At 66.4% G+C, this 24540-nt stretch carries 25 protein-coding genes; 7 read left to right on the top strand and 18 right to left on the bottom strand.

What is annotated here, in order from left to right; translation table 11 throughout:
• Positions 1 to 27: 27 nt before the first annotated feature.
• The 3 genes from cobS to M2334_RS01100 all read right to left on the bottom strand — a co-directional run bounded on the left by cobS (position 28) and on the right by M2334_RS01100 (position 3119).
• Complete coding sequence (gene cobS, locus M2334_RS01110) at positions 28 to 1035, bottom strand: cobaltochelatase subunit CobS (protein WP_264571700.1); 1008 nt, start codon at positions 1033 to 1035, stop codon at positions 28 to 30.
• 84 nt (positions 1036 to 1119) lie between these two features.
• Positions 1120 to 2430 carry an Hsp70 family protein gene (locus tag M2334_RS01105; RefSeq protein WP_264604588.1) on the bottom strand — a complete coding sequence of 437 codons (1311 nt, stop codon included), beginning with the start codon at positions 2428 to 2430 and terminating at the stop codon, positions 1120 to 1122.
• Positions 2431 to 2495: 65 nt separating this feature from the next.
• Entirely contained in the window at positions 2496 to 3119 is a 624-nt protein-coding gene (locus M2334_RS01100; RefSeq protein WP_413716423.1) for a J domain-containing protein, read from the bottom strand.
• Between the two features lie 50 nt (positions 3120 to 3169).
• Here M2334_RS01100 and M2334_RS01095 point away from each other — a divergent pair, with 50 nt between their 5' ends.
• Genes M2334_RS01095 through M2334_RS01085 form a run of 3 tightly spaced genes read left to right on the top strand, consistent with a single transcriptional unit; the run spans position 3170 to position 4811 of the window.
• Entirely contained in the window at positions 3170 to 3454 is a 285-nt protein-coding gene (locus M2334_RS01095; RefSeq protein WP_181561141.1) for a BolA family protein, read from the top strand.
• Positions 3451 to 3906 carry an NUDIX hydrolase gene (locus tag M2334_RS01090; protein WP_264593573.1) on the top strand — a complete coding sequence of 152 codons (456 nt, stop codon included), beginning with the start codon at positions 3451 to 3453 and terminating at the stop codon, positions 3904 to 3906. The genes M2334_RS01095 and M2334_RS01090 overlap by 4 nt, the downstream gene beginning before the upstream one ends.
• The gene (locus tag M2334_RS01085; protein ID WP_264593572.1) at positions 3903 to 4811 is read left to right on the top strand and encodes a tyrosine recombinase XerC; all 909 of its coding nucleotides are present in this window, start codon (positions 3903 to 3905) and stop codon (positions 4809 to 4811) included. The genes M2334_RS01090 and M2334_RS01085 overlap by 4 nt, the downstream gene beginning before the upstream one ends.
• 7 nt (positions 4812 to 4818) lie before the next feature.
• On the opposite strand, the gene M2334_RS01080 is transcribed toward M2334_RS01085, so the two are convergent.
• The 4 genes from M2334_RS01080 to rsmI all read right to left on the bottom strand — a co-directional run bounded on the left by M2334_RS01080 (position 4819) and on the right by rsmI (position 7740).
• Positions 4819 to 5430 carry a DedA family protein gene (locus M2334_RS01080; RefSeq protein ID WP_264593571.1) on the bottom strand — a complete coding sequence of 204 codons (612 nt, stop codon included), beginning with the start codon at positions 5428 to 5430 and terminating at the stop codon, positions 4819 to 4821.
• Positions 5431 to 5480: 50 nt separating this feature from the next.
• Positions 5481 to 6440 carry a glutathione synthase gene (gene gshB, locus M2334_RS01075; protein WP_264593570.1) on the bottom strand — a complete coding sequence of 320 codons (960 nt, stop codon included), beginning with the start codon at positions 6438 to 6440 and terminating at the stop codon, positions 5481 to 5483.
• Positions 6441 to 6532: 92 nt separating this feature from the next.
• Positions 6533 to 6907, bottom strand: a complete 375-nt coding sequence (locus tag M2334_RS01070) for a YraN family protein (RefSeq protein WP_264583829.1) — start codon at positions 6905 to 6907, stop codon at positions 6533 to 6535.
• Complete coding sequence (gene rsmI / locus M2334_RS01065) at positions 6904 to 7740, bottom strand: 16S rRNA (cytidine(1402)-2'-O)-methyltransferase (protein ID WP_264593569.1); 837 nt, start codon at positions 7738 to 7740, stop codon at positions 6904 to 6906. Before rsmI ends, M2334_RS01070 begins: the two co-directional genes overlap by 4 nt.
• Before the next feature lie 10 nt (positions 7741 to 7750).
• Here rsmI and M2334_RS01060 point away from each other — a divergent pair, with 10 nt between their 5' ends.
• A complete protein-coding gene (locus tag M2334_RS01060) occupies positions 7751 to 8965 on the top strand; it encodes a penicillin-binding protein activator (RefSeq protein WP_413716093.1) in 1215 nt (404 codons plus the stop codon).
• 81 nt (positions 8966 to 9046) lie between these two features.
• Here the strand turns inward: M2334_RS01060 and fsa are convergent, their stop codons facing one another.
• Positions 9047 to 9700, bottom strand: coding sequence for a fructose-6-phosphate aldolase (gene fsa, locus M2334_RS01055; protein WP_181561134.1), 654 nt, complete (start codon positions 9698 to 9700; stop codon positions 9047 to 9049).
• A gap of 144 nt (positions 9701 to 9844) precedes the next feature.
• On the opposite strand from fsa, the gene M2334_RS01050 reads away from it, so the two are divergent.
• Positions 9845 to 12013 carry a primosomal protein N' gene (locus tag M2334_RS01050; protein WP_264604587.1) on the top strand — a complete coding sequence of 723 codons (2169 nt, stop codon included), beginning with the start codon at positions 9845 to 9847 and terminating at the stop codon, positions 12011 to 12013.
• Between the two features lie 76 nt (positions 12014 to 12089).
• Here the strand turns inward: M2334_RS01050 and M2334_RS01045 are convergent, their stop codons facing one another.
• On the bottom strand, positions 12090 to 12650 hold the full coding sequence (locus M2334_RS01045; protein ID WP_264604586.1) for an LPXTG cell wall anchor domain-containing protein: 561 nt from the start codon (positions 12648 to 12650) through the stop codon (positions 12090 to 12092).
• A 704-nt stretch (positions 12651 to 13354) separates the two neighbouring features.
• Positions 13355 to 14398, bottom strand: a complete 1044-nt coding sequence (ada, locus tag M2334_RS01040) for a bifunctional DNA-binding transcriptional regulator/O6-methylguanine-DNA methyltransferase Ada (protein WP_264604585.1) — start codon at positions 14396 to 14398, stop codon at positions 13355 to 13357.
• A gap of 199 nt (positions 14399 to 14597) precedes the next feature.
• On the opposite strand from ada, the gene M2334_RS01035 reads away from it, so the two are divergent.
• Entirely contained in the window at positions 14598 to 16202 is a 1605-nt protein-coding gene (locus M2334_RS01035; RefSeq protein WP_264604584.1) for a S1C family serine protease, read from the top strand.
• Between the two features lie 44 nt (positions 16203 to 16246).
• Here the strand turns inward: M2334_RS01035 and rnk are convergent, their stop codons facing one another.
• The 3 genes from rnk to M2334_RS01020 all read right to left on the bottom strand — a co-directional run bounded on the left by rnk (position 16247) and on the right by M2334_RS01020 (position 17922).
• Entirely contained in the window at positions 16247 to 16645 is a 399-nt protein-coding gene (gene rnk / locus M2334_RS01030; RefSeq protein WP_264604583.1) for a nucleoside diphosphate kinase regulator, read from the bottom strand.
• 241 nt (positions 16646 to 16886) lie between these two features.
• Positions 16887 to 17252 (bottom strand): hypothetical protein, encoded by a 366-nt coding sequence (locus M2334_RS01025; RefSeq protein ID WP_264604582.1) that lies wholly within the window; start codon positions 17250 to 17252, stop codon positions 16887 to 16889.
• Between the two features lie 4 nt (positions 17253 to 17256).
• On the bottom strand, positions 17257 to 17922 hold the full coding sequence (locus M2334_RS01020; protein ID WP_264604581.1) for an EI24 domain-containing protein: 666 nt from the start codon (positions 17920 to 17922) through the stop codon (positions 17257 to 17259).
• 129 nt (positions 17923 to 18051) lie between these two features.
• On the opposite strand from M2334_RS01020, the gene M2334_RS01015 reads away from it, so the two are divergent.
• Positions 18052 to 19062, top strand: a complete 1011-nt coding sequence (locus M2334_RS01015; protein WP_413716422.1) for an adenosine kinase — start codon at positions 18052 to 18054, stop codon at positions 19060 to 19062.
• A gap of 30 nt (positions 19063 to 19092) precedes the next feature.
• Here M2334_RS01015 and M2334_RS01010 read toward each other — a convergent pair whose 3' ends face one another.
• The 5 genes from M2334_RS01010 to M2334_RS00990 are packed head-to-tail and all read right to left on the bottom strand — an operon-like array spanning position 19093 to position 24430.
• Positions 19093 to 19344 (bottom strand): ribbon-helix-helix domain-containing protein, encoded by a 252-nt coding sequence (locus M2334_RS01010; protein ID WP_264604579.1) that lies wholly within the window; start codon positions 19342 to 19344, stop codon positions 19093 to 19095.
• Positions 19341 to 20063, bottom strand: a complete 723-nt coding sequence (phbB, locus tag M2334_RS01005) for an acetoacetyl-CoA reductase (RefSeq protein ID WP_181561125.1) — start codon at positions 20061 to 20063, stop codon at positions 19341 to 19343. Before phbB ends, M2334_RS01010 begins: the two co-directional genes overlap by 4 nt.
• Positions 20064 to 20097: 34 nt before the next feature.
• Positions 20098 to 21120, bottom strand: coding sequence for a ferrochelatase (hemH, locus tag M2334_RS01000; protein WP_264583840.1), 1023 nt, complete (start codon positions 21118 to 21120; stop codon positions 20098 to 20100).
• Entirely contained in the window at positions 21117 to 23417 is a 2301-nt protein-coding gene (locus M2334_RS00995; protein WP_413716421.1) for a molybdopterin cofactor-binding domain-containing protein, read from the bottom strand. Before M2334_RS00995 ends, hemH begins: the two co-directional genes overlap by 4 nt.
• Positions 23417 to 24430, bottom strand: a complete 1014-nt coding sequence (locus tag M2334_RS00990; RefSeq protein ID WP_319801332.1) for an Mrp/NBP35 family ATP-binding protein — start codon at positions 24428 to 24430, stop codon at positions 23417 to 23419. The genes M2334_RS00995 and M2334_RS00990 overlap by 1 nt, the downstream gene beginning before the upstream one ends.
• Positions 24431 to 24540 lie beyond the last annotated feature (110 nt).

Raw genomic sequence — 24540 nt, 5'->3', positions numbered from 1 at the left:
GGCCCGCGCTCGGGCCGCCTTGCCGCGTCAGGCGCTCTTGCCAACGACGCTTTCCGGCAGATCCTTGCCGAACACGCGCTGGTAATATTCCGCCACCAGCGCCCGCTCCGCCTCGTCGCACTTGTTTAGGAACGACAGGCGGAAGGCGAAACCGACATCCTTGAAAATCAGTGTGTTCTGCGCCCATGAGATCACGGTGCGCGGGCTCATCACGGTGGAAATATCCCCGTTGATGAAGCCCTGACGGGTCAGTTCGGCGACGCGGATCATCTTCGCGACTTCCTCGCGCCCGCCGGGATGATCATATTCGCCGGACTTGGCGAGCACGATCTGCGCCTCGGTCTCGGCCGGCAGATAATTCAGCGTCACCACCAGATTCCAGCGGTCCATCTGCCCTTGGTTGATCTGCTGGGTACCATGATAAAGGCCCGTGGTGTCACCCAGGCCGACCGTGTTGGCGGTGGCGAACATGCGGAACCAGGGGCTCGGACGAATCACCCGGTTTTGGTCGAGCAGGGTCATCTTGCCGTCCGCTTCCAGCACGCGCTGGATGACGAACATCACGTCGGGCCGACCGGCGTCATATTCGTCGAACACCAACGCCACCGGGCGCTGCAGGGCCCAAGGCAGCAGGCCTTCCTTGAACTCGGTGACCTGCTGACCGTCCTTGAGGACGATGGCGTCACGCCCGACGAGATCGATGCGGCTGATATGCGCATCGAGGTTGATGCGGATGCAGGGCCAGTTGAGCCGCGCCGCGATCTGCTCGATGTGAGTCGACTTGCCGGTGCCGTGATAGCCCTGCACCATCACCCGGCGATTATAGGCATAGCCGGCCAGGATCGCGAGCGTCGTGTCCGGATCGAACACATAGGCGGGGTCCGTATCCGGAACGCGCTCGTCCGCTTCGGAAAAGGCGGGGATCTCCATGTCGATATCGACCCCGAACACCTCGCGCGCGCTCACGACGCGATCGGGCGCATCGAGCAGCACCTCGCTGCGCATGTCGGAATTGGTGTTGGGCAGATCGGTCATAGTCATCATCTTCCTGCGAGTCACACAGCCCCTAACCGATTGCCGCGCGCCCTGTCGATAGAAGGTAGGGTTCCATCAGGCGGATCAGACCGCCCATTCCGCCGGATCGTGCTCCAACCCGATCAGCGCGAGACCGTGCGCGATGGACGTAAGTTCTCCGCCGGTCGCGATCCGCTCGGCACCGAACCGGCGTTCGAATATGGCGCGAATCGCCGGGATCAGCGACGATCCGCCTGTGAGGAACACCCGGTCGATGGCGCCGGCGTCCAATGCGGCGTCTGCCAGGGCCTGATCGACCGTCTCCTCGATCCGCGCGACATCCGGCGCGATCCAGCGCTCGAACTGGGCGCGCGTCACATTGGCATCGATCACCAGATCATCGCTCTCGAAGCGGAAATGCGCTCCATCCTCGCTCGACAGCGCACGCTTGAGCTGGCCGACTGCATCGTAGAGCGCATAGCCGAGCTCCCGCTCGATGATGGCGATCATCCGGCCGATAGCGGCAGGATCGACGGCAGCGCGCTGCAGCCGCGCCAGCTCTTCCATGGTCCGCCGGTTGCGCATCAGGGCGAGCCGCGACCAATCGGCAAAGTCCGCGAAATGGCTCCGGGGAATTTCCAGAACCTTGTCGAAGGAGCGATAGCTGCCGCCCTTGCCGAGCATGGGAAGCACGAGATGATCGACGATGCGGTAATCGAACCGGTCGCCCGCGATGCCGATGCCGGCATGGCCGAGCGGCTCGCAGCGCCGCCCGTCGCCGGCGGGACGCATCCGCACGACGGAGAAATCGCTCGTGCCGCCGCCAAAGTCCGCGACCAGAACCGTCGCCGGCTCCGACAGGCGGCTGGCGAAGCTGAACGCCGCGCCGAGCGGTTCATAGACATAATGGATATCGGTGCCGAAGGTGCGGAACATGGCATCATAGCGGGTGCGAGCCAGCGCCTCATCCGGTCGCGAGCCAGCATAGCGCACCGGTCGGCCCACGATGATCCGTTCGGGCCGCTCATCCGGCCCGGAACCGAGCGCGCCACCGGCATGAGCGACCATGCGCTCCAGAAAGGCCTCGCCCAACTGCTCGAAGGTCATGCGCTGATCGAAGATGCTGGCATGATCGAAAAGCGGGCTGGCGGCGACCGACTTGAACGACTGGATGAAGCGCGAGCCCTGCGGAAAATCCAGATATTCCGCGATGGCCCATGGCCCTGCCTCGCGGGCCAGCGCAGCCCGGCGATCCCCCTCTTCCCAGAAGCAGAGCGCGGACCGGAAGACGGCGCCTGTCGCCTTGTCGCCCGAGAACTCCAGCACATGCGACGTGCCGTCTTGGGCCATCGCGGCAACGCTGTTGGTGGTGCCGAAGTCGAAGCCCATCGCGCGGGCCGGCGTGCCGGTCGCCATATCAATCACCTTCCTGAAAGCGGGCCGGCGCCTATGGCAGCGCAGACCGGGCGCGGCAAGGTCCGTCAGGCGAAGGCCGGCGCCTTGCGGAGATGGGAATAGGCCGCGATCACATCCTGCAGCGCTTTCTCATGCGCACGGTCGCCGCCATTATGATCCGGGTGAAAGCGGCGGACCAGCTCGGTATAGCGGGTGCGCAAGGCGCGCCGGTCGGCATCGGTCGAAAGGCCGAGCGTCTTGAGGGCAGACCGATCCGCGCCGGATAGCGGCTTGCCATCCTGCCGTTGCGCGGTTTCCGCCGCCCGCATCTTGAAGCGGGCGCCGATCGCATCGAGCGGATCGGAGAAATCGGCCCAGCGCGGCGGCGGCGTGCCACTGGCCGCAGCGGATGAAAAAGCCCGCGTCTCTCGCTCCCAGCCGGCATAAGGGCGCTGCGCCTGCGTGATTTCCTCCGGGCTCATGCCCTTGAAGTAATTATATTCGGTGTTGAACGCGCGGATGTGCTCCAGGCAGAACCAGCGCCATTGCGGCGGACCATCGGGTGCGCCGCGCCGCTCCTCGGGCGGCGCGCGGAATTCGCCCGCTTCCATGCAGCCGGGGTGCGAGCAGCGGCGCGCCTCGCCTTCCACGCGGCCGTGAAAGCGCGTGTGGCGGCGCGATGCACCCTGATTGAACCCCGACCCTGACACGACTGTCTCTTCCCTGTGGCTGCGTGACCCAAAACGCTTATATAGGGCGCATGGTTGACGCTTCGCTAGGCCCGGTCGGGCAAGAGATCGCACAGCGGCTGGAAAATGCCCTGTCCCCGCAACAGCTCGCCGTCATCAATGACAGCGCCAAGCATCGCGGCCATATGGGCGATGATGGCAGCGGCGAAAGCCACTTCACCGTGGAGATCGTCGCCGACTCCTTCACCGGCCAATCCCGCGTTGCGCGGCAGCGCATGGTCAACGCGGCGCTCGCCGATCTGCTGCGTGAGAAGGTGCATGCCCTCGCCATTCGAGCCCGCGCGCCGGGTGAATGAGCCCTCGCGCGAAACGTCCGGCGGCCCGTCTGCTGGTCACCGATCCGCAAGGACGGCTGCTGCTCTTCCGCTTCACGCCCGATGATCGCCCGCCTTTTTGGGTGACGCCCGGCGGCGCGGTCGATCGGGGCGAAACCTTTGAGCAGGCCGCGCGGCGCGAACTGCGCGAGGAGACAGGGCTCGACCTCGAACCCGGTCCGCTCGTGGCGGTGCGCGATGTCACCTTCGTCACGCTCGAGGGCATTCCCGTCGATGCCGAGGAGCGCTTTTACGCGGTCCCCGTCGCGGAGGCGCGAATCGACACGGCGGGTCACACCGATCTCGAGAAGGCCGTCATGCTTTCGCACCGCTGGTGGACGCCACAGGAACTGGCGGCCCATGACGAGGCCTGGTATCCGGTCGATTTGCTGGACATCTGGCAGGAGCTGCTCGCCGGCACCGTGCCGTCATGACCGGCGAAACGCGGGCAGGGCTGCTGGAAGGCTGGCGCGCGCATCTCGCCGAAGGCCGGCGCCGCTCGCTTCACACCGTGCGCGCCTATGTCTCCACCGCCGAACGCCTGCTCGACTGGATGGCGGACATGGACGGCCGCGCGCCGACATCGGCGGCCATCACCACGCTGACGACAAGCGATCTGCGCGCCTTTCTGGCGGCGCGCCGGGCGGAAGGCATCGGCAACAGTTCGGCGGCGCGGGAGCTCTCTGCCCTGCGCGCCTTTCTGCGGTTTGTGGGCGGCGAGGGCGCCACGATTCCGGTGATGCGCGGGCCGCGCGTTAAGCCCGGCGTGCCGCGACCGATCAGCCCGGATGAAGCCGTCGCGCTCGCCGAGGACATTGCCGAAACCGCGCGGGACGGATGGATCGGGGCGCGCGACTGGGCCGTGCTGATGCTGCTCTACGGCGCGGGCCTGCGCATCAGCGAAGCCTTGGGACTGACAGGCGACGCCTTGCCGCTGGGTGAAACGCTGCGGGTGCTGGGCAAGCGGAGCAAGACGCGGGTGGTGCCGCTGCTGCCGCAAGTGCGCAGCGCGATCGAGGAATATATCGCGCTCTGCCCCTATCCGACGCGCAAGGACGCACCCCTGTTCCGGGGCGCGCGCGGCGGCCCCCTTTCCCCGGCGCTGATTCGTCGCGCCATTCAGGGGGCACGCGGGCGCCTTGGCCTGCACGATCGCACGACGCCGCATGCGCTGCGCCACAGCTTCGCCACCCATCTGCTCGGGCGCGGCGCGGACCTGCGCTCACTGCAGGAACTGCTCGGTCATGCCAGCCTGTCCTCGACGCAAATCTACACGCAGGTCGATGCGGCGCATCTGCTCGATGTCTATCGCAACGCGCACCCGCGCGCGGAAGGATAAGACATGATTACGACCGGTCGCGTGGCTCGCTCTTCCAGGTGAACAGCCGCCAGAGATAGCCGACGACCAGAAACGCCACCGCGATATTGGTCAGCGGGCCAAGATAATCATCGATGCGCTCGAACCGCACGCCAAGATAATAGCCCGCGCCCACCAATATGACGTTCCAGATCAGCGCGCCACCGGTCGTCCAGATGACGAAGCGCCAGAACGGCATGGCGAACAGCCCGGCCGGGAGCGAGACGATCGTGCGGAACACCGGCATGAAGCGGAAGATGAAGACGATCTTGTCGCCATGGCGCAGAAAAATCCGCTCCAGCCACTCGACCTCCCGCCACCGCAACGTCGCCCAGCGGCCATAGCGCTCGACCAGGGGTCGCAGGCGCGCATAGCCGAGGCAGAGCCCCAGATAATACCAGAAAAGATTGCCAACAGTGGTGCCGATGGTCCCCGCTGCCAGCAGGGGCACCATGTCCATCTTCCCCTGGCCAACGCGAATGCCGCCAATGCCCATGATGAGTTCGGAAGGGATGGGCGGAAACACATTTTCCAGCACCATCAGCAGGGCGATGCCCCAATAACCGCCAGCATCGATCAGATGAACGACCCAATCGCTCATCTGTCGTCACCTATCATCGACTTGTCGATCATCTGGTTGTTGCAGCAGCCTCAGGCCGCCCGCTCCGCCAGCCGGCGCTCGACCGCATCCCAGATCATGCCGCCGGTATCCGTGCCGTTGAAGGCATCGATGGCGACAATACCGGTCGGTGACGTCACATTGATTTCGGTCAGCCATTTGCCGCCGATGACATCGATACCGACGAACAGCAGGCCGCGCTTCTTGAGCTCGGGCCCCAAGGCGGCGCAGATCTCCTGCTCCTCCGCCGTCAGCTCGGTCTTGGCGGCGGTGCCGCCGGCGGCCAGGTTCGAGCGGATCTCGCCCTTACCCGGAATGCGATTGATCGCGCCGGCCACTTCACCATCGACGAGGACGATCCGCTTGTCGCCTTGCGCCACGTCCTTGAGGAAAGCCTGCACCATGAAGCTTTCGACCCACATCTCGCCGAAAAGTTCCACCAGAGCGGCGAGATTGGCGCCATCTGCGCCGATGCGAAACACCGCCGAGCCGGCGTTTCCATACAGCGGCTTCACGACGATCTCGCCATGCTCGGCAAGGAAGTCGCGGGTCTCTTCAAGGCTGCGGGTGATCATCGTCGGCGGCATGAACCGCGCGAAATCCAGCACGAACAGCTTTTCCGGCGCGTTGCGCACGGCCACCGGATCGTTGACCACCAGCGTCTCGCCTGTGATTCGCTCCAGCAGATGTGTGGCGGTGATATAATTGAGGTCGAACGGCGGGTCCTGCCGCATCCAGACCACATCGACATCGCGGCCGAGGTCCAGCCGGACCGTCTCACCGAAGCGATAATGATCGCCCTCGACGCGCTGCACCGTCACCTCACGCGCCTGCGCATAGAGCCGTCCGCCGCGCCAGCTCAAATCATCCGTCCGATAATGGTAGAGGCGGTGCCCCCGTGCTTGAGCGGCGATCATGATGTGGAAGGTTGAATCACCGGCAATGTTCAGCGACTCCATCGGGTCCATCTGCAGAGCGACCTTGAGCGACATCCGTTCTTACCTTCCACCGTTCGGGCTGCTTCAAGCCCTGCTCTTGTTCTGAACCGAGACGCTGACACGCGACGCAACCGGGACCGCAGGCGCTAGCCGCCGTGCCAGACATTTTCCAGATGGCGTGGCCGATGACCCGGCGCAAGCAGCATCACGTCGATGCGCATGTCATCATCCGGCCCCAGCCAGTTATGGGCGACCGCTTCCGCCGCCGCCGCGACGCGCGCCAGCCGCCGCTCATCGATCGCTTCATCGAGCAGCGCCTCGCTGGCCCGCGTCTTCACCTCCACGAAGGCGACGATGTTGCCGCGCCGGGCGATCAGGTCGACCTCGCCGGCGCGGGTGCGCACCCGCCGCGCCAGAATCGTCCAGCCCTTGAGCCGCAACCACCAGCCCGCGAGCCGCTCGCCCTGCCGGCCGCGCTTCTCGGCAGCGAGCCGCGCCGGCGTGGGCGGGCTGCCCTTCACTTTCCTTTGAGCTCCATGGCGCGCGCGTAGAGCGCCTTGCGGTCCGCGCCCAGCGCGCGTGCGACTTCGCCTGCCGCTTGCGAGACGGTCAGCCGCTCCAGCGCCTCGCGCAGCGCTGCATCGATCTCGTCGGCTTTCGGTGGGGCGCGCTCGCCCGGCGGACCGACGACCAGCACGATCTCGCCGCGCGGCTCCTTCTGCGCGCACGCCGCCGAGAGTTCGCTCAACGTGCCCGTCAGCGTTTCCTCATAGGCCTTGCTGATCTCGCGACACAGCGCGGCCGGACGATCGCCGAGCACGGCCGCCATGTCCGCCAGCGATGCCGCGCAGCGCGGCCCGCTCTCGTAGAAGACCAACGTCGCGCGCAGACCCGCCACCTCCGCCAGCGCATCGGTGCGCGCCTTGGTCTTGGGCGGCAGGAAGCCCATGAACAGAAAGCGGTCGCTAGGCAGGCCGGAGAGCGTGATCGCCGCAATGGCCGCGCAGGGCCCGGGGACCGTATTCACAGATCGGCCTGCCGCACGGGCGTCTCGCACCAGCTTGTATCCCGGATCGGAGATGAGCGGCGTTCCTGCGTCCGACAGCAGCGCCACCGCTTCGCTCGCCATCCGCTCGACCAGACGGGCGCGAACCCGCTCATCGCTGTGGTCATGGTAGGGAATCATGGGCCGGTCGGACCCGGCATGGCGCAGCAATTTGGCGCTCACGCGGCTGTCCTCCACGGCCACCACGTCCGCACCTTGCAGCACAGCGGCAGCGCGGGGCGACAGGTCGGACAAGTTGCCGATCGGTCCCGCAACGATATATAGGCCAGGCTCAAGTGAAGCGGACATGAGGTGTGCCATGGCAGAGAGGAGCCTTGCGGGGCAAGTGAGGTTCGACATCGCGGCTGGAGGCACCCCGACGCCCCGTCGCATTCTGCAGGGCATTGTGCTGATCGGCGCCATGCTGCTAGCGGCCTGTACCCGCGTGGTGCCGCCCGCCGCGCCGCCTCCCCCGCCACCCAAAACGCAGCAGCCGGACGTGACGCAGGGCCTGCCGACCGATACGGAGCGGCACCGCATCGCCCTGCTCGTGCCGATGAGCGGCACGAATGCCGGCGTCGGGCGCTCGCTGGCCAATGCCACCACCATGGCGCTGCTGGATACCAAGACCGAGCGGCTGCGCGTCACCACCTACGACACCGGGCGCAACGCGGCCGAGGCGGCGCGCAAGGCCGTAGCGGAAGGGAACAAGCTCATCCTCGGCCCGCTGACGGCGGACGAGGTGCGCGCCGTTGCGCCGATCGCCCGCGCAGCCAACATCCCGGTGCTGAGCTATTCCAATGACGAAAGCGTCGCCGGCAATGGCGTCTATCTGCTCGGCTACAGCCCGGAGCAATCGGTCTCCCGGGTCGTGCGCTTTGCGAGGGCGCGGGGCCTCAGCGATTTCGCGGCGCTCGTGCCGCGCGGCGTATATGGCGAGCGGGCCGGCAAGGCCTTCCTCAGCGAGGTGAAAGCCGCCGGCGGCACGGTCGTGGCGATGGAGACATTCGATCGCTCGGCCAATTCGGTGCAGTCGGCGGTCCAGCGCCTGTCGGCCAGTTCCAGCTATGATGCGCTGCTGATCGCCGATGTCGGTCGCATCGCGTTGCAGGCCGCGCCGCTGGTGCGCACCGCCGGCGCCAAGGACGCGCGTATTCTCGGCACCGAGCTATGGGCGACCGAATCCGGTCTTTCCGCCAGCACAGCGCTGCGGGGGGCGTGGTATGCAGGCGTTTCGGATGGTCTCTATCGCACGCTCGCCACCAAATATCGCTCATCCTACGGCACGGCGCCTTACCGCCTGGCGTCGCTGGGCTATGATTCGGTTCTACTCACCGTGCGGATCGCGCAGGACTGGAAGCCGGGCACGGCCTTCCCGGCGGCGCGGCTTCGTGACGCCGAGGGCTTCGCTGGCATCGATGGCGCCTTTCGCTTCGGCCGAGATGGGATCGCCGAGCGCGCGTTGGAAGTCCAGCAGGTCGGCCCGAGCGGATCGACTGTGGTGGACGCCGCGCCCAAGGGTTTCGGGCGCTAGATCGCGCCAGCCTTTGAGCTAAAGAAAAGGGCCGTTGCCTCCCGGGAGACAGCGGCCCTTCTTATTGCAACACAGCAGCGCTCAGAGGATCGACTGACCCGTCTTCTCCCAGTCGGAAGCGAAAGCGGCGAGGCCCTTGTCGGTCAGCACATGATTGACCAGCGACTTGATGACCGCCGGCGGCGCCGTGATCACGTCCGCGCCGATCTTCGCGCATTCGAGCACATGGATAGGGTGACGCAGCGAAGCCGCGAGAATTTCCGTCTCGAAGGCGTAATTGTCGTAGATCAGCCGGATGTCCTCGATCAGCCGCATGCCGTCGAAGCCATTGTCATCGTGCCGTCCGACGAAGGGCGAGATGAACGTCGCGCCGGCCTTGGCAGCCAGCAGGGCCTGATTGGCCGAGAAACACAGGGTCACATTGACCTGGCAGCCATCCTGCGTGAGCGCCTTGCAGGTCTTGAGGCCATCGATGGTGAGGGGCACCTTGATGCAGACATTCTCCGCGATCTTCCGGAGCACGGCGGCTTCCTTCATCATCGTCTCATGATCGAGCGCCACGACTTCTGCTGAGACGGGGCCATCGACCAGCCCGCAGATTTCTTCCACCACTTCGAGGAACTTGCGGCCCGATTTGTGGATGAGGCTGGGATTGGTCGTCACGCCGTCTAGCAGGCCAGTGGCGGCAAGCTCGCGAATGTCGGCAGTGTCGGCGGTATCGACGAAGAATTTCATGGCCAGAGGTTCCCGGTTGTGGAGAGATTGGCGCCGCCTATAGCGCCGCACGCCCCCGGATGTAAGGCCCGCCTGCCGTGCGGCGGCGCTAGCCAGGTCGACGATGCCATTTCCTCCGAGCCAGACAGTCTCTAAGGCCGGGGCATGACCCGCGCCCGGATCATTCTGCTCAACGCCGCGCTTGGCCCGCTCGATTACCGGGTGCCGCATGGCATGAGCGTGGAGCCCGGGCAGATCGTCGTCGCCCCGCTGGGTCCGCGCCCGATGATCGGCGTGGTGTGGGAAGCGGACCGCTTTCCGGACGTCGCGCCAGTCGGCGACAATCGTCTGCGCCCCATTAGCGGCGTGCTGGACGCGCCGCCTTTGCCCGCCTCTCTGCGCCGCCTCATCGAGTGGACGGCGGATTATTATCTCGCCCCGCCCGCTGCCGTGCTGCGCATGGCGCTCGCCTCCATGTCCGCACTGGATGGCGAGAAGACAGTGGTGGAATATCGTCCAACCGGCGCCGTGCCGGATCGGCTGACGCCCCAGCGCGCGCAGGCGCTGGAACGCATCGGCGAGCGACAGGGGCTGGTGCGTGAACTTGCCGCCATTGGCGAAGTCAGCGACGCGGTGATTCGCGGGCTGGTAAAGCAGGGCGCGCTGGAGGCTGTCGAAGTCTCCACCGATCAGCCCTATCCCGATCCGGACCCCGACTTCGTGACCGTCACGCTCAGCGCCGACCAGCAGGCCGCGGCCGACAGGCTGACAGAGCATGTTCGCGCCCATGCCTTCCAGACCGTCCTGCTTGATGGCGTCACCGGATCGGGCAAGACGGAGGTGTATTTCGAGGCGCTGGCCGAGACTCTGCGGCAGGGCAAGCAGGCGCTGGTGCTGCTGCCCGAAATCGCCCTGACCGAGCCGTTTCTCGACCGGTTCACGGCCCGCTTTGGCTGTGAGCCGGTGCCCTGGCATTCCGGCCTCAAGCAATCCGACCGGCGTCGCGCCTGGCGGGCGATCTCGCGCGGCGAGGCGCAGGTGGTGGTGGGCGCGCGCTCGGCGCTGTTCCTGCCTTACCCAAAGCTCGGCCTCATCATCGTGGACGAGGCTCATGAGACCAGCTTCAAGCAGGAAGAAGGCGTGCGCTACCATGCGCGGGACGTCGCGGTGATGCGCGGCAGGTTCGAGAGCTGCCCGATCATCCTCGCCTCGGCGACGCCGGCCATCGAGACCCGCCATCAGGTCGCTTTGGGCCGCTATGAAGAGATTGCCCTGCCCAGCCGGTTTGGCGGCGCGGAACTGCCGGAGATCATCGGCCTCGACCTGACGCGCGATCCACCCGACCGGGGGCGATGGCTCGCGCCGCCGCTGGTCAAGGCCATGGCGGAGACGCTGGAGCGCGGCGAGCAATCCTTACTGTTCCTCAACCGGCGCGGTTATGCACCTCTCACCCTATGCCGCCATTGCGGCCATCGCTTCCAGTGCCCGCACTGTACGGCGTGGATGGTCGAGCATCGCCTGACCCGGCGCCTCGCCTGCCATCATTGCGGCCACAGCATCCCCACGCCCGACGCCTGCCCGGAATGCCATGAAAGCGATGCACTGGTCGCCTGCGGCCCCGGCGTCGAGCGCATCGCGGACGAGGTGAAGCTGCTCTTCCCGCAGGCACGCACCGCCATCGTCACCTCCGACACCTTATGGTCTCCGGCTCGGGCGGCTGCTTTTGTGCGGGACGTGGCCGGCGGGGCCGTGGATATCATCATCGGCACGCAATTGGTCACCAAGGGCTATCACTTTCCCGAATTGACGCTCGTCGGCGTAGTCGATGCCGATCTCGGGCTGGATGGCGGCGACCTGCGCGCCGCTGAACGTACCTATCAACAGATCATGCAGGTCTCGGGGCGCGCGGGGCGCGGCGAGAAGCCTGGACGGGTCTTCATCCAGACCCGCGCTGCGGAGGCACCGGTGATCCGCGCCCTGCTCGATGGCGATGGCGCGCGTTTCTACGCGATGGAGACGGAAAGCCGACGAATCGCCAACGCGCCGCCGTTCGGGCGCTTCGCGGCAATCATCGTCAGCGATACCGACGGAGCACTGGCCCGTGAGACGGCCCATCGAATCGGGAAGATCGCGCCCCATCAGGATGGTCTGGACGTTTATGGTCCGGCCGAAGCGCCTCTGGCCGTGCTGCGCGGTCGACACCGCTTCCGACTGCTCGTCCACGCCCGGCGCGGGGTGGATCTGCAGGCCATCGTCCGCAAATGGCTGGGCCAGATCGATTGGAAGTCTACGACGCGGGTGAGCGTGGATATCGATCCCTACAGCTTCGTCTGATTGCGAACGGCGCTGTAATGAAACAGCCGCTCCTCGTTACGAAGAGCGGCTGCATCTGAATCTACTGACCGGGAGATCAGGTCGTGCGCGGCTTTTGGGTCGCGCGTACAGTCGTCCCGCCGAAGCTATAAACCGTCTGACGCGCAGGGGCTTGCGGCTGGGTTGCGGGCGCTTCCGCGGTCTGGCGGTCCATCGTCGCCGGCGCAGCCTCAGGCAGAGCGCCTTGGCGCATCAGGAAGTTGGCGCGACGCAGACGATTCTTGCGGGTAAGAAACGGGTTTTCCCGCGACGGCGCCGCCGCCACCTGTTGTTCCAGATCGCCCTCGCGGACCACAGTGGAGCGCTGCATGATCGGAGCAGAAGAATCAACCGGGGCACGCGCCGCTCCAGCAGGTGCATAGGCTGGGCTCACGACCGCATCCTGCTTCGGCGTGATGACGGGGTCACGGATCACCTCCCGCTCCATCGCATCTGCTTCCATCTCACGATCATAGGTTTTGCGGCGACGGAAGGCCATGAAGCCGGCCCCGAGAAGCACGAGCGCACCAGCACCACCGATGATGATCGCGGTGTTATCGCTAGAAGCAGCCTCACCGGTGGTTTCAAGCGGCGCGGGTTGCGGCGTCTCACTGACCATCGGCGCCGTAGTCGCAGGGGCTGCCTCAACCGCCTGGGGCTGGGCTTCAGCCGGCGCAACAGTATCGCTGGCGACCGGCTGCGGAGCAGGTTCACGCGCCGCAGTCGGACGCGTCGATTCCGCGCGGGCACTCGATGTGCGCTCGGCAGGCGCTGAGGTCGTTTCCGAGGATGACGGGGCAGCCTGACGCGCTTGGGAAGGGGTATCAACAGTACCCGCGGTTGTGGCTTCCGGAGCAACGATGGGGGCGGTCGTCAAGGCGCTCGATGAAGGCGCTGCCGTGCTCTGCGTGACGATCGGAGCCACGGTCGTCAGCGGCGGCGCGGTTGTCGGGAGCGGGACCGCCGTAGGTGCACGCTGCGCATCCGGAATCACGATCTCACTACCTGCGGGATCGACCGCGGGTGAAGCGGTTCCGGCCTCCTGCGCCAGAGCCGAGGTGGAGCCAAGCGCCAAGACGGCGGCAATCGCGGTCAGCGCTGTACGAGGGGTTTTATGGTTGCGTGTCATAGTGAGGGAAAAACCGCTGAACATGTCTGCTGGTTTCGCGCCCCCCGACGGAATCCGGCCAGTTGTTAGGCAATGGCGACAAGTTGAACGGAAAATTTACTTGGCGGCCGGCGCGTAAGGTAATGATTTTTCGTTGTTTTTTCGCACTGATCTATTGGGGACCGACTCTATCCTCATGTTCCCGCAGTAAAGTCCTACTTCTGCCGTTTTTCCTTCTCCAGCAGGACCGTCTTGCGATCCGTCCCATAGGCATAACCGCCCAATCCACCATCGCTGCGAAGAACCCGGTGGCAGGGAATGAGCACCGCCAGCTTGTTATCGCCACAGGCCGACCCCGCCGCGCGGACGGCAGCCGACTTGCCGACCGCTGCTGCGATCTGCGTGTAGGTGCGCGTTTCACCAATGGGGATTGCCCGTAACGCCGCCCATACCGCTTGTTGAAATGCCGTACCGGCGACATCGACCGGCAGATCGACCACGCGTGAGGGATCATCCACCAAAGCCACGACCTGCGCCACCAATGCCGCAAAATCGGCACCCCCAGCAACGATCGTCGCGCGCGGGAAATGCCGCCGCAGGTCGCTTTCCTGCTCGTCGAAGCTGATCCGGCACAGGCCCTTGTCGGTCGCCGCGACCAGCATGTCGCCCAGAGAGGTCGCCGTGATCGTGAAGCGAATCGTCACGTCCGCGCCGCCATTGCGCCAGGCGGACGGTGTCATGCCAAGTCGCGCTCGCGCGTCGGCATAAGCGCGGCTGGGTGCTTCATAGCCGGCATCGTAGATCGCATCTGTGATCCTTTCGGTCTGGTGGAGCGCGCGCGTCAGCCGGTCCGCCCGCAAACCGCGCCAGTAGGCCGCGGGCGAGACTCCGACGGCCCGCTTGAACAGGCGCTGGAAATGGTGGGGCGTGTAGCCGACGGCGCGTGCCAGCTCGGCCAGCGGCGGCATGACCTCACCAGCTTCTAGCAACGCCACCGCTTGGGTGACGGCAGCGCGATCCGGCGCGACATCGTCCGGGCGGCAGCGCAGGCAGGGACGGTAACCCTCCGCTCGTGCCGCGCCGCCATCGGGCAGTATTGTGACATGCTCCGGCCGGGGGCGGCGCGCAGGACAGCTCGGTCGACAATAGATGCCGGTCGTCTTGACCGCGACGACGAAATGCCCGTCCATGCGGCGGTCGCGCGCCGCAAAGGCCGCCCATGCCGTCTCTTCATCAATGGCCGACGCGGTGGCGGGCATAGCAATTTTCCTGTCTCTTCCGCAATCGAGCGGGGGCTATCCGATGTAAGCGGGCCGGCCATGCTCACGCAAGGCGCGGGCTCCGCTGCGGGTCCTTGTCTCACCGGCAATGCGGGTAAGCTTCCCGTAAATTGCGTTCAAAGCGCGTGGACCGTGAAAACCTCTGTCGAGAGGCCGAAGGGCGCGTTAAAGGTTCCCCATGATCAAGCCTCGTACCGGACTGTTCGGTTCCTTCAAAGCGGTCCTCCACCTCGCCCTTGCGCTGCTGCTGCCTCTTGCCCTGACGCCGGCACGGGCAGATGTGCAGGACATCGCCGCCGCCTCGCGCAGCGTCGTGCGGGTGGCGCTGGTGGCAACGGACGGCCAAAATGCCTATTTCGTCGGTCATGGCAGCGGCGTCATGATCGCGCCGGGGCGCGTGCTCACCAATGCGCATGTCGTCGAACTCGCCCGCAGCGAGTCCAACATCGTCATCGGCATCATCCCCTCCGAGGGAACGAACAGTTATGGCGGCCGCATCCTGGCCTATTCGCCGGGCAATGATCTGGCGTTGCTGGCGGTCGACGATGCACCGTCGATCCCCATCGCGACCTTTCTGGCCGGCCCGGTGGAAGACGGCACGCGGGTGACCGCCATTGGCTATCCCGGCTCGGTCGATCGCGCGCAGGGCATGAGCATTGAGGATATCATTCGCCCGATGAGCGCCGTGCGCACCTCTGGCAATGTCTCGGCAGGGCGCGCCTCCCGCCAGTTCGACACCGTGCTGCACACCGCGCCACTGGCGGCTGGAAACAGCGGCGGCCCGCTGGTGGACGATTGCGGCCGCGTCATCGGCATCAACAGCTTTGGCTCGCTCTCGGACGGCAGCGATGCCGAATATGGCTTTGCGGTATCGACGCGCGAGATTGCGAGCTTTCTGCGGCAGGCCAATGTTCAGGTGCGCCGATCCAGCGAAACCTGCCGATCCATGGCGGAAATCGACGCGGCCCAACAGGCCGCCGACGAGCGCGCTCGGGCTGAGGCGGCGCGACGGCAGAACGAAGCCGCCCTGAAGGACCGCGAGCGCGCCATCGCCGCGCGCGAGCAGGCCCAGCAGCAGGTCATCGCCCGGCGGGAGAACATGATTGCCATCGCCGCGCTGCTTCTCGCCGCTGCGGCTCTTACTGGTGGCGCGGCAGTGTTGGGCCAGTCGCGCGGCAACATCCGCCACGCCCGGCGCTTTGGCGGGGCGGCAGGCGTGCTGCTGCTGGCTGCAGTGCTGACCTTCGCGCTCCGACCGAGTTTCGACAGCGCCGGCGCACCGACCGAGCCGCTGCCGGATGCCGGCAATGCGGTCGGCAATGACATGGACGGCGCGGCGTCGGCCGAAAGCGGTCGCTGGCTATGCCGGCTCGAACCAGGGCTGAGCCGGGTGACCGTCTCGGAAACGGCGGACCTGAGCTTTGCTTGGACGCCGCAGGGGTGCCTCGACGGGCGCACCCAGTTCCAGAACGGAGCGACCGGCTGGTCCCGCGCCCTCGTGCCGGCTGACGAGGCCGCTGTTTCGGTGCGGCGCTTCGACCCCGGTATCGGCCGCTACCGCACCGATAACTATCTCGTGAGCGCGCAGAGCGCCGCCGAGATGCGCGCGCTGCGGGACAAGATCGGCTGGTCCGGCTGCTCGAGCGACCCAGAGCGGCTCGCCAAGCTGATGCAGATTCAGGGCGAGATCGAGGCGCGGCTGCCATCCAGCCCGAACGAGCGCCTCGTCTATCACTGCGAGCGGCAGGTGCCCAAGACGGCGGGACCAGGCACGGCGCCCTAAGTCCCGACGCCCTGTCCCGACGCCCGGCCTGCCCGCATGGCGCTTCAGTGGCTGACGGACTGGATGCGCAGCCGCCGCCGCTTGCCGCTGCGATCCGGCCAGTTGATCGACTGACCCTCGCGCAGGCCGATCAGCGCCGCGCCGATCAGGGTGAGGATGGAGACGCGCCCGGCATTGATGTCCGCCTCGCCGGGATAGACGAGCTGGACAGACCGTTCGGCGCCGCTTTCTTCGTCGATGAACGACACCGTGGATTGCATCCTGACGACATCGGGGCCGATCTGGCCGGCGGTCTTCACCGTCGCTCGCCCCACTTCGTCGAGTAACAAGGCGCTGACCTCGGGAAACCGGTCTTCGGCGCCGAGCGCCAGTTCGGTCAGGCGATCGGCTTCGGTGTCGATCAGATGGATGGCCGGCCTGCGGCCCGCCTGTGTGCTGGTCATGGATGGATCTTTCAAGATGGAGGGCCAGCGCCGCCTATGGGGGACGCTGGGCAAGATGCGCGAATTCACCCCGACAGTCGGGGCGAGCTGCGCCGACTCCCGGGGCTATCGTCCCGTGAGGATCTGACCTCGATAAGATCGGTTGCCCGACGGGCAACGAGGCTGGCCAACATGCTCCGTCATGGCTGCAAGCTGTCATTGCCTGATCGGGAAGTCAATCGACGCGCCCCGGCGCGCCATCCTAGCGCCTGCGGAGCAGGCCCGCGCAGGCAGCGGCGTCCATGTCATCGCCCGTGCTGTTGCGTGCATCGACATGCGTCACAACCGGCTCCCGATTCGCGGCCGGGGGATAGAGATAGGCATCTAGCACGCACTGGCCGTTGGCGAACTGCAGCTTGCGCACTGCAGGATCGCGAATGTCCAGCCGAGGCTCCCCGAAGAGCCGTTGCAGGCCCCGCGCATCCGCCCCGACGATGCCGCCCGGCTGGGGCCGTTTGGCCGGCGCATAGCCGACCGCGGGCGCCTGGCCGCCAGTCTGCGGGACCAGCGACGCGCCGCAGCCGGAGAGAAGCAGAGCAAGCAGGGGAAAGCCAAAGCGCAAGAGCATCTGTTCAGATCTTCCGCCGCGCATGAAACATGTGTGCGGCCATAGCCACGCTCCAGATCGGCGCCAACAGGTTCACGACGGGTGGCAGGAATAGAAGCGCCGAAACGAAGCCGAGCTGCCAGCGCTGGCCCCGCGTGAATGCCCCCAAGCCCGGATGCCGCCCCTCGATGAGTTCGGCAAGGTCGCGGCCGAGCAGATAGGCATTGAGCACGAGGAACAGGATGGGCGCGCCAACGCCGGTGACCAGCAGCGCCACATAGAGCGGCAGCACCGCCAGATTCCAGCCGACCGCACGGCCGGCCGAACGCAAGGCGATCCGCATTCCGGTGGCGAAAGGCACGGCCGCCGCCTGCGCATGGCGTGTGGGATAGTCCGTCTGCTCGACCACCGCTACGATGCGATCCGCATAAAGTCCAACGATGGCAATCGCCACGGCGCGAAACAGCAACCAGCCGATGACCAGCGCGATCGCGACGGCGAGCGCTGCCCCGGCGAAACCGTCTGCATCCAGCCAGCCGGTCCGGGTCAGCAGCAGGCGCAGGCCGAACCAGACGCCCGCGCCGATAAGCGCAAAGATCGCCACGGTGATGGCCAGACTCTGCCAGAGCACCGCGCGGATGCCGGGCAACAGGATTTGCGGAAGGGCGCGCAGCAACGCGGGAAACACCATGGAACAGGTTTTGCCCGAGCACGCGCGGCGGTCAAGCGGCCGGCGCTCCCCATGCGCTGCCCCACGCTGCTTGCCGGGGCGAGATCAGGCGGATAAGGACGGGCTTTCTCCCGCCCTGCCTCATCCTTCATGAAGGAATGCCTTTTGTCCGAAGCTGTTCTTGATGTCGTCGCCATCGGCAATGCCATTGTCGATGTGATTTCCCAGGAAAACGATGCCTTCATCGCCAGCCGCGCGCTCACCAAGGGCGGGATGCAGCTGATCGATGCCCAGCAGGCCGAGGCGCTCTATGCCGATATGGCGAGCGGACTTGAGATTTCCGGTGGGTCGGCGGCCAATACCCTGGCCGGCATGGCCGCGCTGGGTGGCAAATGCGGCTTCATCGGCCAGGTCGCCGACGACCAGCTCGGCCGCATCTTCGCGCACGACATTCGCGCACTGGGCATTCGCTATGAAACCGAGGTGGCAAGCGATGGCCCGCCCACCGCGCGCTGCCTCATCATGGTGACGCCCGACGCCCAGCGCACGATGAACACCTTCCTTGGCGCATCCCAGTTTCTGCCCGCGGCCGCGCTCGATCTCGACATGATCCGCTCGGCCCGCATCCTCTATCTTGAGGGCTATCTGTGGGACCCCGAGCAGCCCCGCGCCGCCATGCGCGATGCCATCGCCGCTGCGCGCGAGGCGGGCCGCGAGGTGGCCTTCACGCTGTCCGACGCCTTCGTCATCGAGCGGCATCGCGAGGACTTCATCAGCCTGATCGACGGCGGGATGATCGACATTCTCTTCTCCAACGAAACCGAGATCTGCTCGCTGGCGCAAACGCAGGACTGCGAAAATGCCATTGCGCGCTTTGCCGACAAGCTGCCGACGCTGATCGTCACCCGCAGCGAGAAGGGCGCCATCGCCATCCAGAACGGCACGCGCTATGAAGTGGCGGCAGCGCCTGTCGAGCGGGTGATCGACACGACCGGCGCGGGCGATCTCTTTGCCGCCGGCTTCCTGACCGGCCATGTGCGCGGGCAGGACCCGACGACCTGCCTCACGCTCGGCGCCATCGCCGCTGCAGAGGTCATCTCACATTATGGCGCTCGGCCCGAGGCCGATCTCAAGGAACTGGCCGGCGCGCTGCTCGCCTGAGGCTTGGCAAGCGCCGGAACAACCCGGCGCTTACCCTGCCCGCACCAGCAACCAGCATCTGAGCGCGCTGGCGAGATTGGGCGGCTCGATCTGTTGAATCCGCTCGGCATCGATGCGGGCGACGAGCGCGCTCAGCGGCAGGTCTGCCGCGCGAGCGCTGTCTTCAAGCGCCCGCCAGAAGACAGGCTCCAGGCTGATCGAGGTCGTGTGGCCGGCAATGGTCATGCTGCGCTTGACCGGGCCGGCATAAAGCGGTGGCGTCTCTTCCACCGCCCGGCTCAATACATGTGCTGGCCGCCGTTGATCGACAGGGTCGATCCGGTCACGAACCCGGCATCCTCGCTGCACAGGAAGGCAACGCCGCGCGCGATCTCTTCCGCATGACCCAGACGCCCGACGGGAATGCGGGCGACGATCTTCTCCAGCACCGCGGCCGGCACAGCGGCGACCATGTCGGTATCGATATAGCCCGGCGCGATCGCGTTGACGGTGACGCCATACTTGGCACCTTCCTGAGCCAGCGCCTTGGTGAAGCCGTGGATGCCCGACTTGGCGGCGGCATAGTTCACCTGGCCATATTGGCCAGCCTGCCCATTGATCGACCCGATGTTGACGATGCGGCCCCAGCCGCGCTCGCGCATGCCGGGGAAGGTGGCCTTGGCCATGTTGAAGCAGCCGCCGAGGTTGATGCGCATCACCTCGTTCCAGTCCTCGAAGCTCATCTTCATGAGCACGCCGTCCCGCGTGATGCCGGCGTTGTTGACGACGACGTCGATCGGGCCGAGATCGGACGCGACCTGGGCGCAGCCGTCGAGGCAGGCCTGATGATCGCCCACGTCCCACGCGTAGGAGCGAATGCCGGTCTTGTCCGTGAAGGCCTTGGCGCGCTCGCTATTGCCCGCATAGTTGGCAGCGACCTCAAACCCCTTCTCGCGCAGTGCCAGACTGATTGCTTCGCCGATGCCGCGGGTTCCGCCGGTCACGATCGCTACTCTGCTCATTCAATGCCTCTCCTGCGCGTCATCAAGGGTTCGGTCAAATGCTGGACGGCTCGACCCAGCCGGCAAGTTCTCGCCCGAGAAGCTGCCGATACATGGCAATAGCGTCCGCCTGAGCGTTAAGACAGGGCAAAAAGGCGAAATGCTCGCCACCCGCGGCGACGAAGCTCTCCTTGCCGCGCAGGGCGATTTCCTCGAGCGTCTCCAGGCAGTCCGCCGAGAAGCCCGGCGTCATCACCGCCACTGAGCGCACGCCCTGGCCGGGCAGTCCCTCAAGCACGGTGTCCGTCGCCGGCTCCAGCCATTTGGCGGGGCCGAAGCGGGACTGGAAGGTGACGATGATCTCACGCCCCAGTGCCTCGCCGAGCAGGCGGGCCGTTTCGACGCATTGCGCATAATAGGGGTCGCCCAGTTCGCGGGTGCGCTTGGGCATGCCGTGGAAGCTCACCAGCAGGCGATCCGGGGCGAATGGCAGGGCCGCCAACTGGCTTTGCGTGCGGGCGCGCAATGCCTCGATATAGGCGGGATCGTCGAAATAGGGCGGCAGGGTGCGGATGGCGGGCTGCCACCGCATCGCTTCCAGCGCCTGTCCGACCGCATCCATCACGCTCGCGGTCGTGGCGCCGCAATATTGGGGATAGAGCGGGGCGATCAGAATGCGCTCATGGCCGCTCTCTTTCAGCGCGGTCAGCCGGTCGGCAATGGATGGCGCGCCATAGCGCATCGCCCAGTCGACCGTGATCGCATCTCCCCAGATGACCCGCAGGCCCCGCGCCGTATCCCGCGTGTGCATCGCCAGCGGAGAGCCGTCGTCCGTCCACACCTGCTGATAGGCATGCGCCGACTTGCGCGGGCGGACATTGAGCACGACACCCCGCAAGATTGGCTGCCAGACCGCTTGCGGAATCTCGACGACGCGCGGATCGGACAGGAACTCGCGCAGATAGCGCTTCACCGCTGCCGGCGTCGGCGCGTCAGGGGTGCCGAGATTGACGACCAGCACGGCCACTCGGCCCCCTTGAGCGCCGATGGCGCTGCCCGTCACCTGCGATTCATTCATCCATCCTCTCCCATGACTGGCAAGCGACGGTAGCGCCGCCCCGTGACCGTCGCCAGCGCACTGGCGAGCGCTGGCGCAATCGCCGGCACGCCGATTTCCCCAAGGCCGGACTGGGCCGCGCTGCTGTCGATGAATTCCACGCTCACCTCCCCCACATCCGCCATGCGTGGCAGGGCATAATCGCCAAGCTGCAGACCGGCTGGCAACGATCCGGCATAGGCCGGCGCGCCTCCGAGCGCCATGGCGAGGCCGAAGATCAGCCCCCCCTCAATCTGCTGACGGGCGATCCCCGGATTGATCAACTTCCCGCAATCGGCGACGGCGCAGATTTTCTTCACCGCGACCCGTCCCTGCGACAAGCCGGCCTCCACCAGCACCGCGATGTGGCCGCCAGCCATGCTATGGCAGGCGATGCCCTGGCCGCTGCCCGGCACGCCGCCCCGCCAGTTGCCGAGTGCGGTGACGGCGGTGAGGCATTGCGCCAGACGGGGATTGTTGCCGAGCAACTGCATCCGGAAGGAGAGCGGCTCGATCTGCGACACCACCGCCAGCTCGTCGATGAAGCTCTCGGAAAAGAAGCAGCCATAACTATCCGCATTGCCCCGCCAGCGACCCGTCGCCAGCGCGAGGTCGGCGGGGAAATGATCCACCGCGAAATTGGGAATCGCATAGGGCAGGTCCATACCGGAGACAGCCAGAGCGTCGGCCTTGTTTGCTGTGTCGGCCCGCGCCTCCTCCCGAGTGCGGCCATGCGCGATTCGCCGCCACTGCTGGGCCAGCGTGGCGGGCGCAGCCACCTTCGCGGACCAGCCCTCGATCAGACCGGTCGGCCCCAGCTTGGCAACCATCCGCGCGCGGGCCGGCGGCCGCGGATAATCGCGGATGATATCCTCCGCACGGGACCACATGAGCTGCACCGGGGCATTGGCGGCACGGGCGATGAGCGCCGCCTGAACGCCAGCATCGACCTCCATCTTGAGCCCGAAGGAGCCGCCCGCGAACAAGGGATAAATGGTCACGTCGCGGGCTGACACGCCCAGTGCCTTGGCCACGGCATCGCGGGCCAGTGTCGGGGCCTGCGTCGGCATCCACAGCTCCACGCCCTCCGGCCGCACGCGCGCCGTTGCCGCCAGCGGTTCAAGCGCCAGATGCAGCGCCGGCGCCACATCGTAGACGGCGCTGACGACCTGCGCACCGGCAAAGACCGGCTCCAGATCGCCACGGTGGAAATAGCGCCCGCCCTGGCCGCTCTCGAACGCGGCTTCCAGCGCGGTATCGATGACTGCATCGTCCAGCTCCGGCCCATCGAGCCGGAATACGGGATCGAGCCGGCTCAACGCCTGATTTGCCGCCCACCAGGTGCGGCCGGTCACCGCGACCCAGCCTGTCTCCCGCACGATGTCGATCATGCCGGGCACAGCACGCGCCTCCGCCTCGTTGATCGATTCGAGCGCGATGGCATTGACTGGCCCCTGCCGAATCGAGGCGTAGATCATGTCCGGCAACCGAATGTCGGCCGCATAATTGGCCGATCCGTCGATCTTCGCCGGCACATCCAACCTGGGTGCTTCGGTGCCGATCAAGGCATCCTCGCGCCCTTCTGGCCGGAAGGGCAGCGGATCGGGCGGCGTGAAAGCGGCGGCCTCTTCGGCCAGCGCGCCGATCCGCGCCTTGTTCGTCCCATCGCTGACAATCCCCGCGACGATATCGCAGCTTTCCCAGCCGACCCCCCAGCGATCCGCCGCCGCCATGCAGAGCAGCACCCGCGCGGTTGCACCGGCCTCGCGCAAGGCGTTGCGGAAATTGGCAACCGAGGTCGCCCCGCCCGTCAGGACCAGATTATACCGACGCGCATATTCCTCGATCGCCCGAAAGCTCAGATCCCCGAACTGCTCGGTGACCGGCCCGGAGAACCATTGCCGCAGGAGCGTGGGATTGGCGTAAAGCGGTCCGGGCGGGGCGGGCTGGACCGCGACGGTGCGCCAGTCGGCGCCGAGCTCGTCCGCAACGAGTTGCGCGAACAGCGTGAAGACGCCCTGCCCCAGCTCCGCTTGCGGCACCATGACGATGACCTGCCCATTCCGGTCGATCTTCAGGAACGCGCCGAACGCGGTCTCGCTCTCCGTTGCATCGGCGGTTTGCGCATAATCGCGCGGCCAGAGCCCCCAGGCCAGGGCCAGTCCGCCGCCTGCCGCAGCCCCGATCAGGAGCGTTCGGCGGTTGATGGATGAAGGAAGTCCCTTGCCGGACTTCTCTGCGCCGCCGCTGCTGCCCATCCTGTTGCGCGGCGTCTGCATCAACCGGCCGTGGCGCCCGACCCGTTTCGATCGAGCCAGCGGGCGACGCGCTCGGCAATGGCGCGGAACGGCTGGCCAGCCACGCCCTCATCCGCAGCGGGCGGTTTGCCGGCATCCGATGCGGTGCGGACTGCGATATCCAGCGGCACGCGCCCGAGGAACGGCAAGCCCATTTGCGCGGCGCTCACTTCTGCTCCGCCGGACCCGAACGGATCGGACACCTCGCCGCAATGCGGGCAGACATAGCCTGCCATATTTTCCACCATGCCGATCACCGGCACCTTTGCCTGATCGAAGAAGCTCACCGCGCGCGTCGCGTCGATCAGCGCCAGATCCTGCGGCGTGGAGATGATCACCGCCCCGGCCGGCTTGTAGCGCTGGATCATGGTAAGCTGCACGTCGCCTGTGCCCGGTGGCAAATCCACCACCAGAAGATCGATGCCCTGCCAGTCCGCATCCAGCAACTGCCCGAGTGCATTGCCGGCCATCGGCCCACGCCAGGCAATCGCCTGCCCCTTTTTGGCCAGATGCCCCATGGACAGCATCGGGATGCCATAGGCGTTCTGGACCGGGAACAGGCGGTTGCCTTCCGCCTTGGGTTTGGCATCCTCGCTGTCCAGCAAACGAGGCAGCGACGGGCCATAAATGTCCGCATCCACCATGCCGACACGCTTGCCGAGCGCCTTGAGCGCGACGGCGAGGTTCACCGAGAGCGTCGACTTGCCGACGCCGCCCTTGCCCGACCCCACCGCAATGATCGTGGGGCGCGCGGCGCGTTCCGCCGTCATCGCGACCCGGACATCCTCCAGACCGAATTCGCTCGTTCCCGCCGCGACGAGCTGCGCGGCGAGGGAATCGCGCTGCTCCGCGTCCAGCCCGCTCACATCCAGCACCAGGCTGAGGACATTGTCGCGCAGGCGAAGTCCGCCGGCGCGGCCCGCGGCTAGGCCTTCGATCCGGGCGGTGAGAGCGGGAGGAAGGGCGGACGCATCATCGATCGGAGAGTCAGTCATGCGGGCGCTCTAGAACATGCCGACTGTTTTGTGAATCGAAGAGCGCCCGAATACGCCCTCACCAAGGGGCAATTATCGCAGCACGGCCCTGTATTTCCGCAAAGACCGTC

This window comes from Sphingobium sp. B11D3D, assembly GCF_025961755.1.
Classification (GTDB): Bacteria; Pseudomonadota; Alphaproteobacteria; order Sphingomonadales; family Sphingomonadaceae; genus Sphingobium.
Note: the sequence above shows the minus strand (reverse complement) of the source record. Positions and strands in the feature narration are given on the sequence as shown.

Coding starts and splice junctions, on each gene's coding strand:
- cobS (WP_264571700.1), bottom strand. CDS start 1,035: ATGACCGATCTGCCCAACACCAATTCCGACATGCGCAGCGAGGTGCTG.
- M2334_RS01105 (WP_264604588.1), bottom strand. CDS start 2,430: ATGGCGACCGGCACGCCGGCCCGCGCGATGGGCTTCGACTTCGGCACC.
- M2334_RS01095 (WP_181561141.1), top strand. CDS start 3,170: ATGGTTGACGCTTCGCTAGGCCCGGTCGGGCAAGAGATCGCACAGCGG.
- M2334_RS01090 (WP_264593573.1), top strand. CDS start 3,451: ATGAGCCCTCGCGCGAAACGTCCGGCGGCCCGTCTGCTGGTCACCGAT.
- M2334_RS01085 (WP_264593572.1), top strand. CDS start 3,903: ATGACCGGCGAAACGCGGGCAGGGCTGCTGGAAGGCTGGCGCGCGCAT.
- M2334_RS01080 (WP_264593571.1), bottom strand. CDS start 5,430: ATGAGCGATTGGGTCGTTCATCTGATCGATGCTGGCGGTTATTGGGGC.
- gshB (WP_264593570.1), bottom strand. CDS start 6,440: ATGTCGCTCAAGGTCGCTCTGCAGATGGACCCGATGGAGTCGCTGAAC.
- rsmI (WP_264593569.1), bottom strand. CDS start 7,740: ATGTCCGCTTCACTTGAGCCTGGCCTATATATCGTTGCGGGACCGATC.
- M2334_RS01060 (WP_413716093.1), top strand. CDS start 7,751: ATGGCAGAGAGGAGCCTTGCGGGGCAAGTGAGGTTCGACATCGCGGCT.
- fsa (WP_181561134.1), bottom strand. CDS start 9,700: ATGAAATTCTTCGTCGATACCGCCGACACTGCCGACATTCGCGAGCTT.
- M2334_RS01050 (WP_264604587.1), top strand. CDS start 9,845: ATGACCCGCGCCCGGATCATTCTGCTCAACGCCGCGCTTGGCCCGCTC.
- M2334_RS01045 (WP_264604586.1), bottom strand. CDS start 12,650: ATGGTCAGTGAGACGCCGCAACCCGCGCCGCTTGAAACCACCGGTGAG.
- ada (WP_264604585.1), bottom strand. CDS start 14,398: ATGCCCGCCACCGCGTCGGCCATTGATGAAGAGACGGCATGGGCGGCC.
- M2334_RS01035 (WP_264604584.1), top strand. CDS start 14,598: ATGATCAAGCCTCGTACCGGACTGTTCGGTTCCTTCAAAGCGGTCCTC.
- rnk (WP_264604583.1), bottom strand. CDS start 16,645: ATGACCAGCACACAGGCGGGCCGCAGGCCGGCCATCCATCTGATCGAC.
- M2334_RS01025 (WP_264604582.1), bottom strand. CDS start 17,252: ATGCTCTTGCGCTTTGGCTTTCCCCTGCTTGCTCTGCTTCTCTCCGGC.
- M2334_RS01020 (WP_264604581.1), bottom strand. CDS start 17,922: ATGGTGTTTCCCGCGTTGCTGCGCGCCCTTCCGCAAATCCTGTTGCCC.
- M2334_RS01015 (WP_413716422.1), top strand. CDS start 18,052: ATGAAGGAATGCCTTTTGTCCGAAGCTGTTCTTGATGTCGTCGCCATC.
- phbB (WP_181561125.1), bottom strand. CDS start 20,063: ATGAGCAGAGTAGCGATCGTGACCGGCGGAACCCGCGGCATCGGCGAA.
- hemH (WP_264583840.1), bottom strand. CDS start 21,120: ATGAATGAATCGCAGGTGACGGGCAGCGCCATCGGCGCTCAAGGGGGC.
- M2334_RS00995 (WP_413716421.1), bottom strand. CDS start 23,417: ATGCAGACGCCGCGCAACAGGATGGGCAGCAGCGGCGGCGCAGAGAAG.
- M2334_RS00990 (WP_319801332.1), bottom strand. CDS start 24,430: ATGACTGACTCTCCGATCGATGATGCGTCCGCCCTTCCTCCCGCTCTC.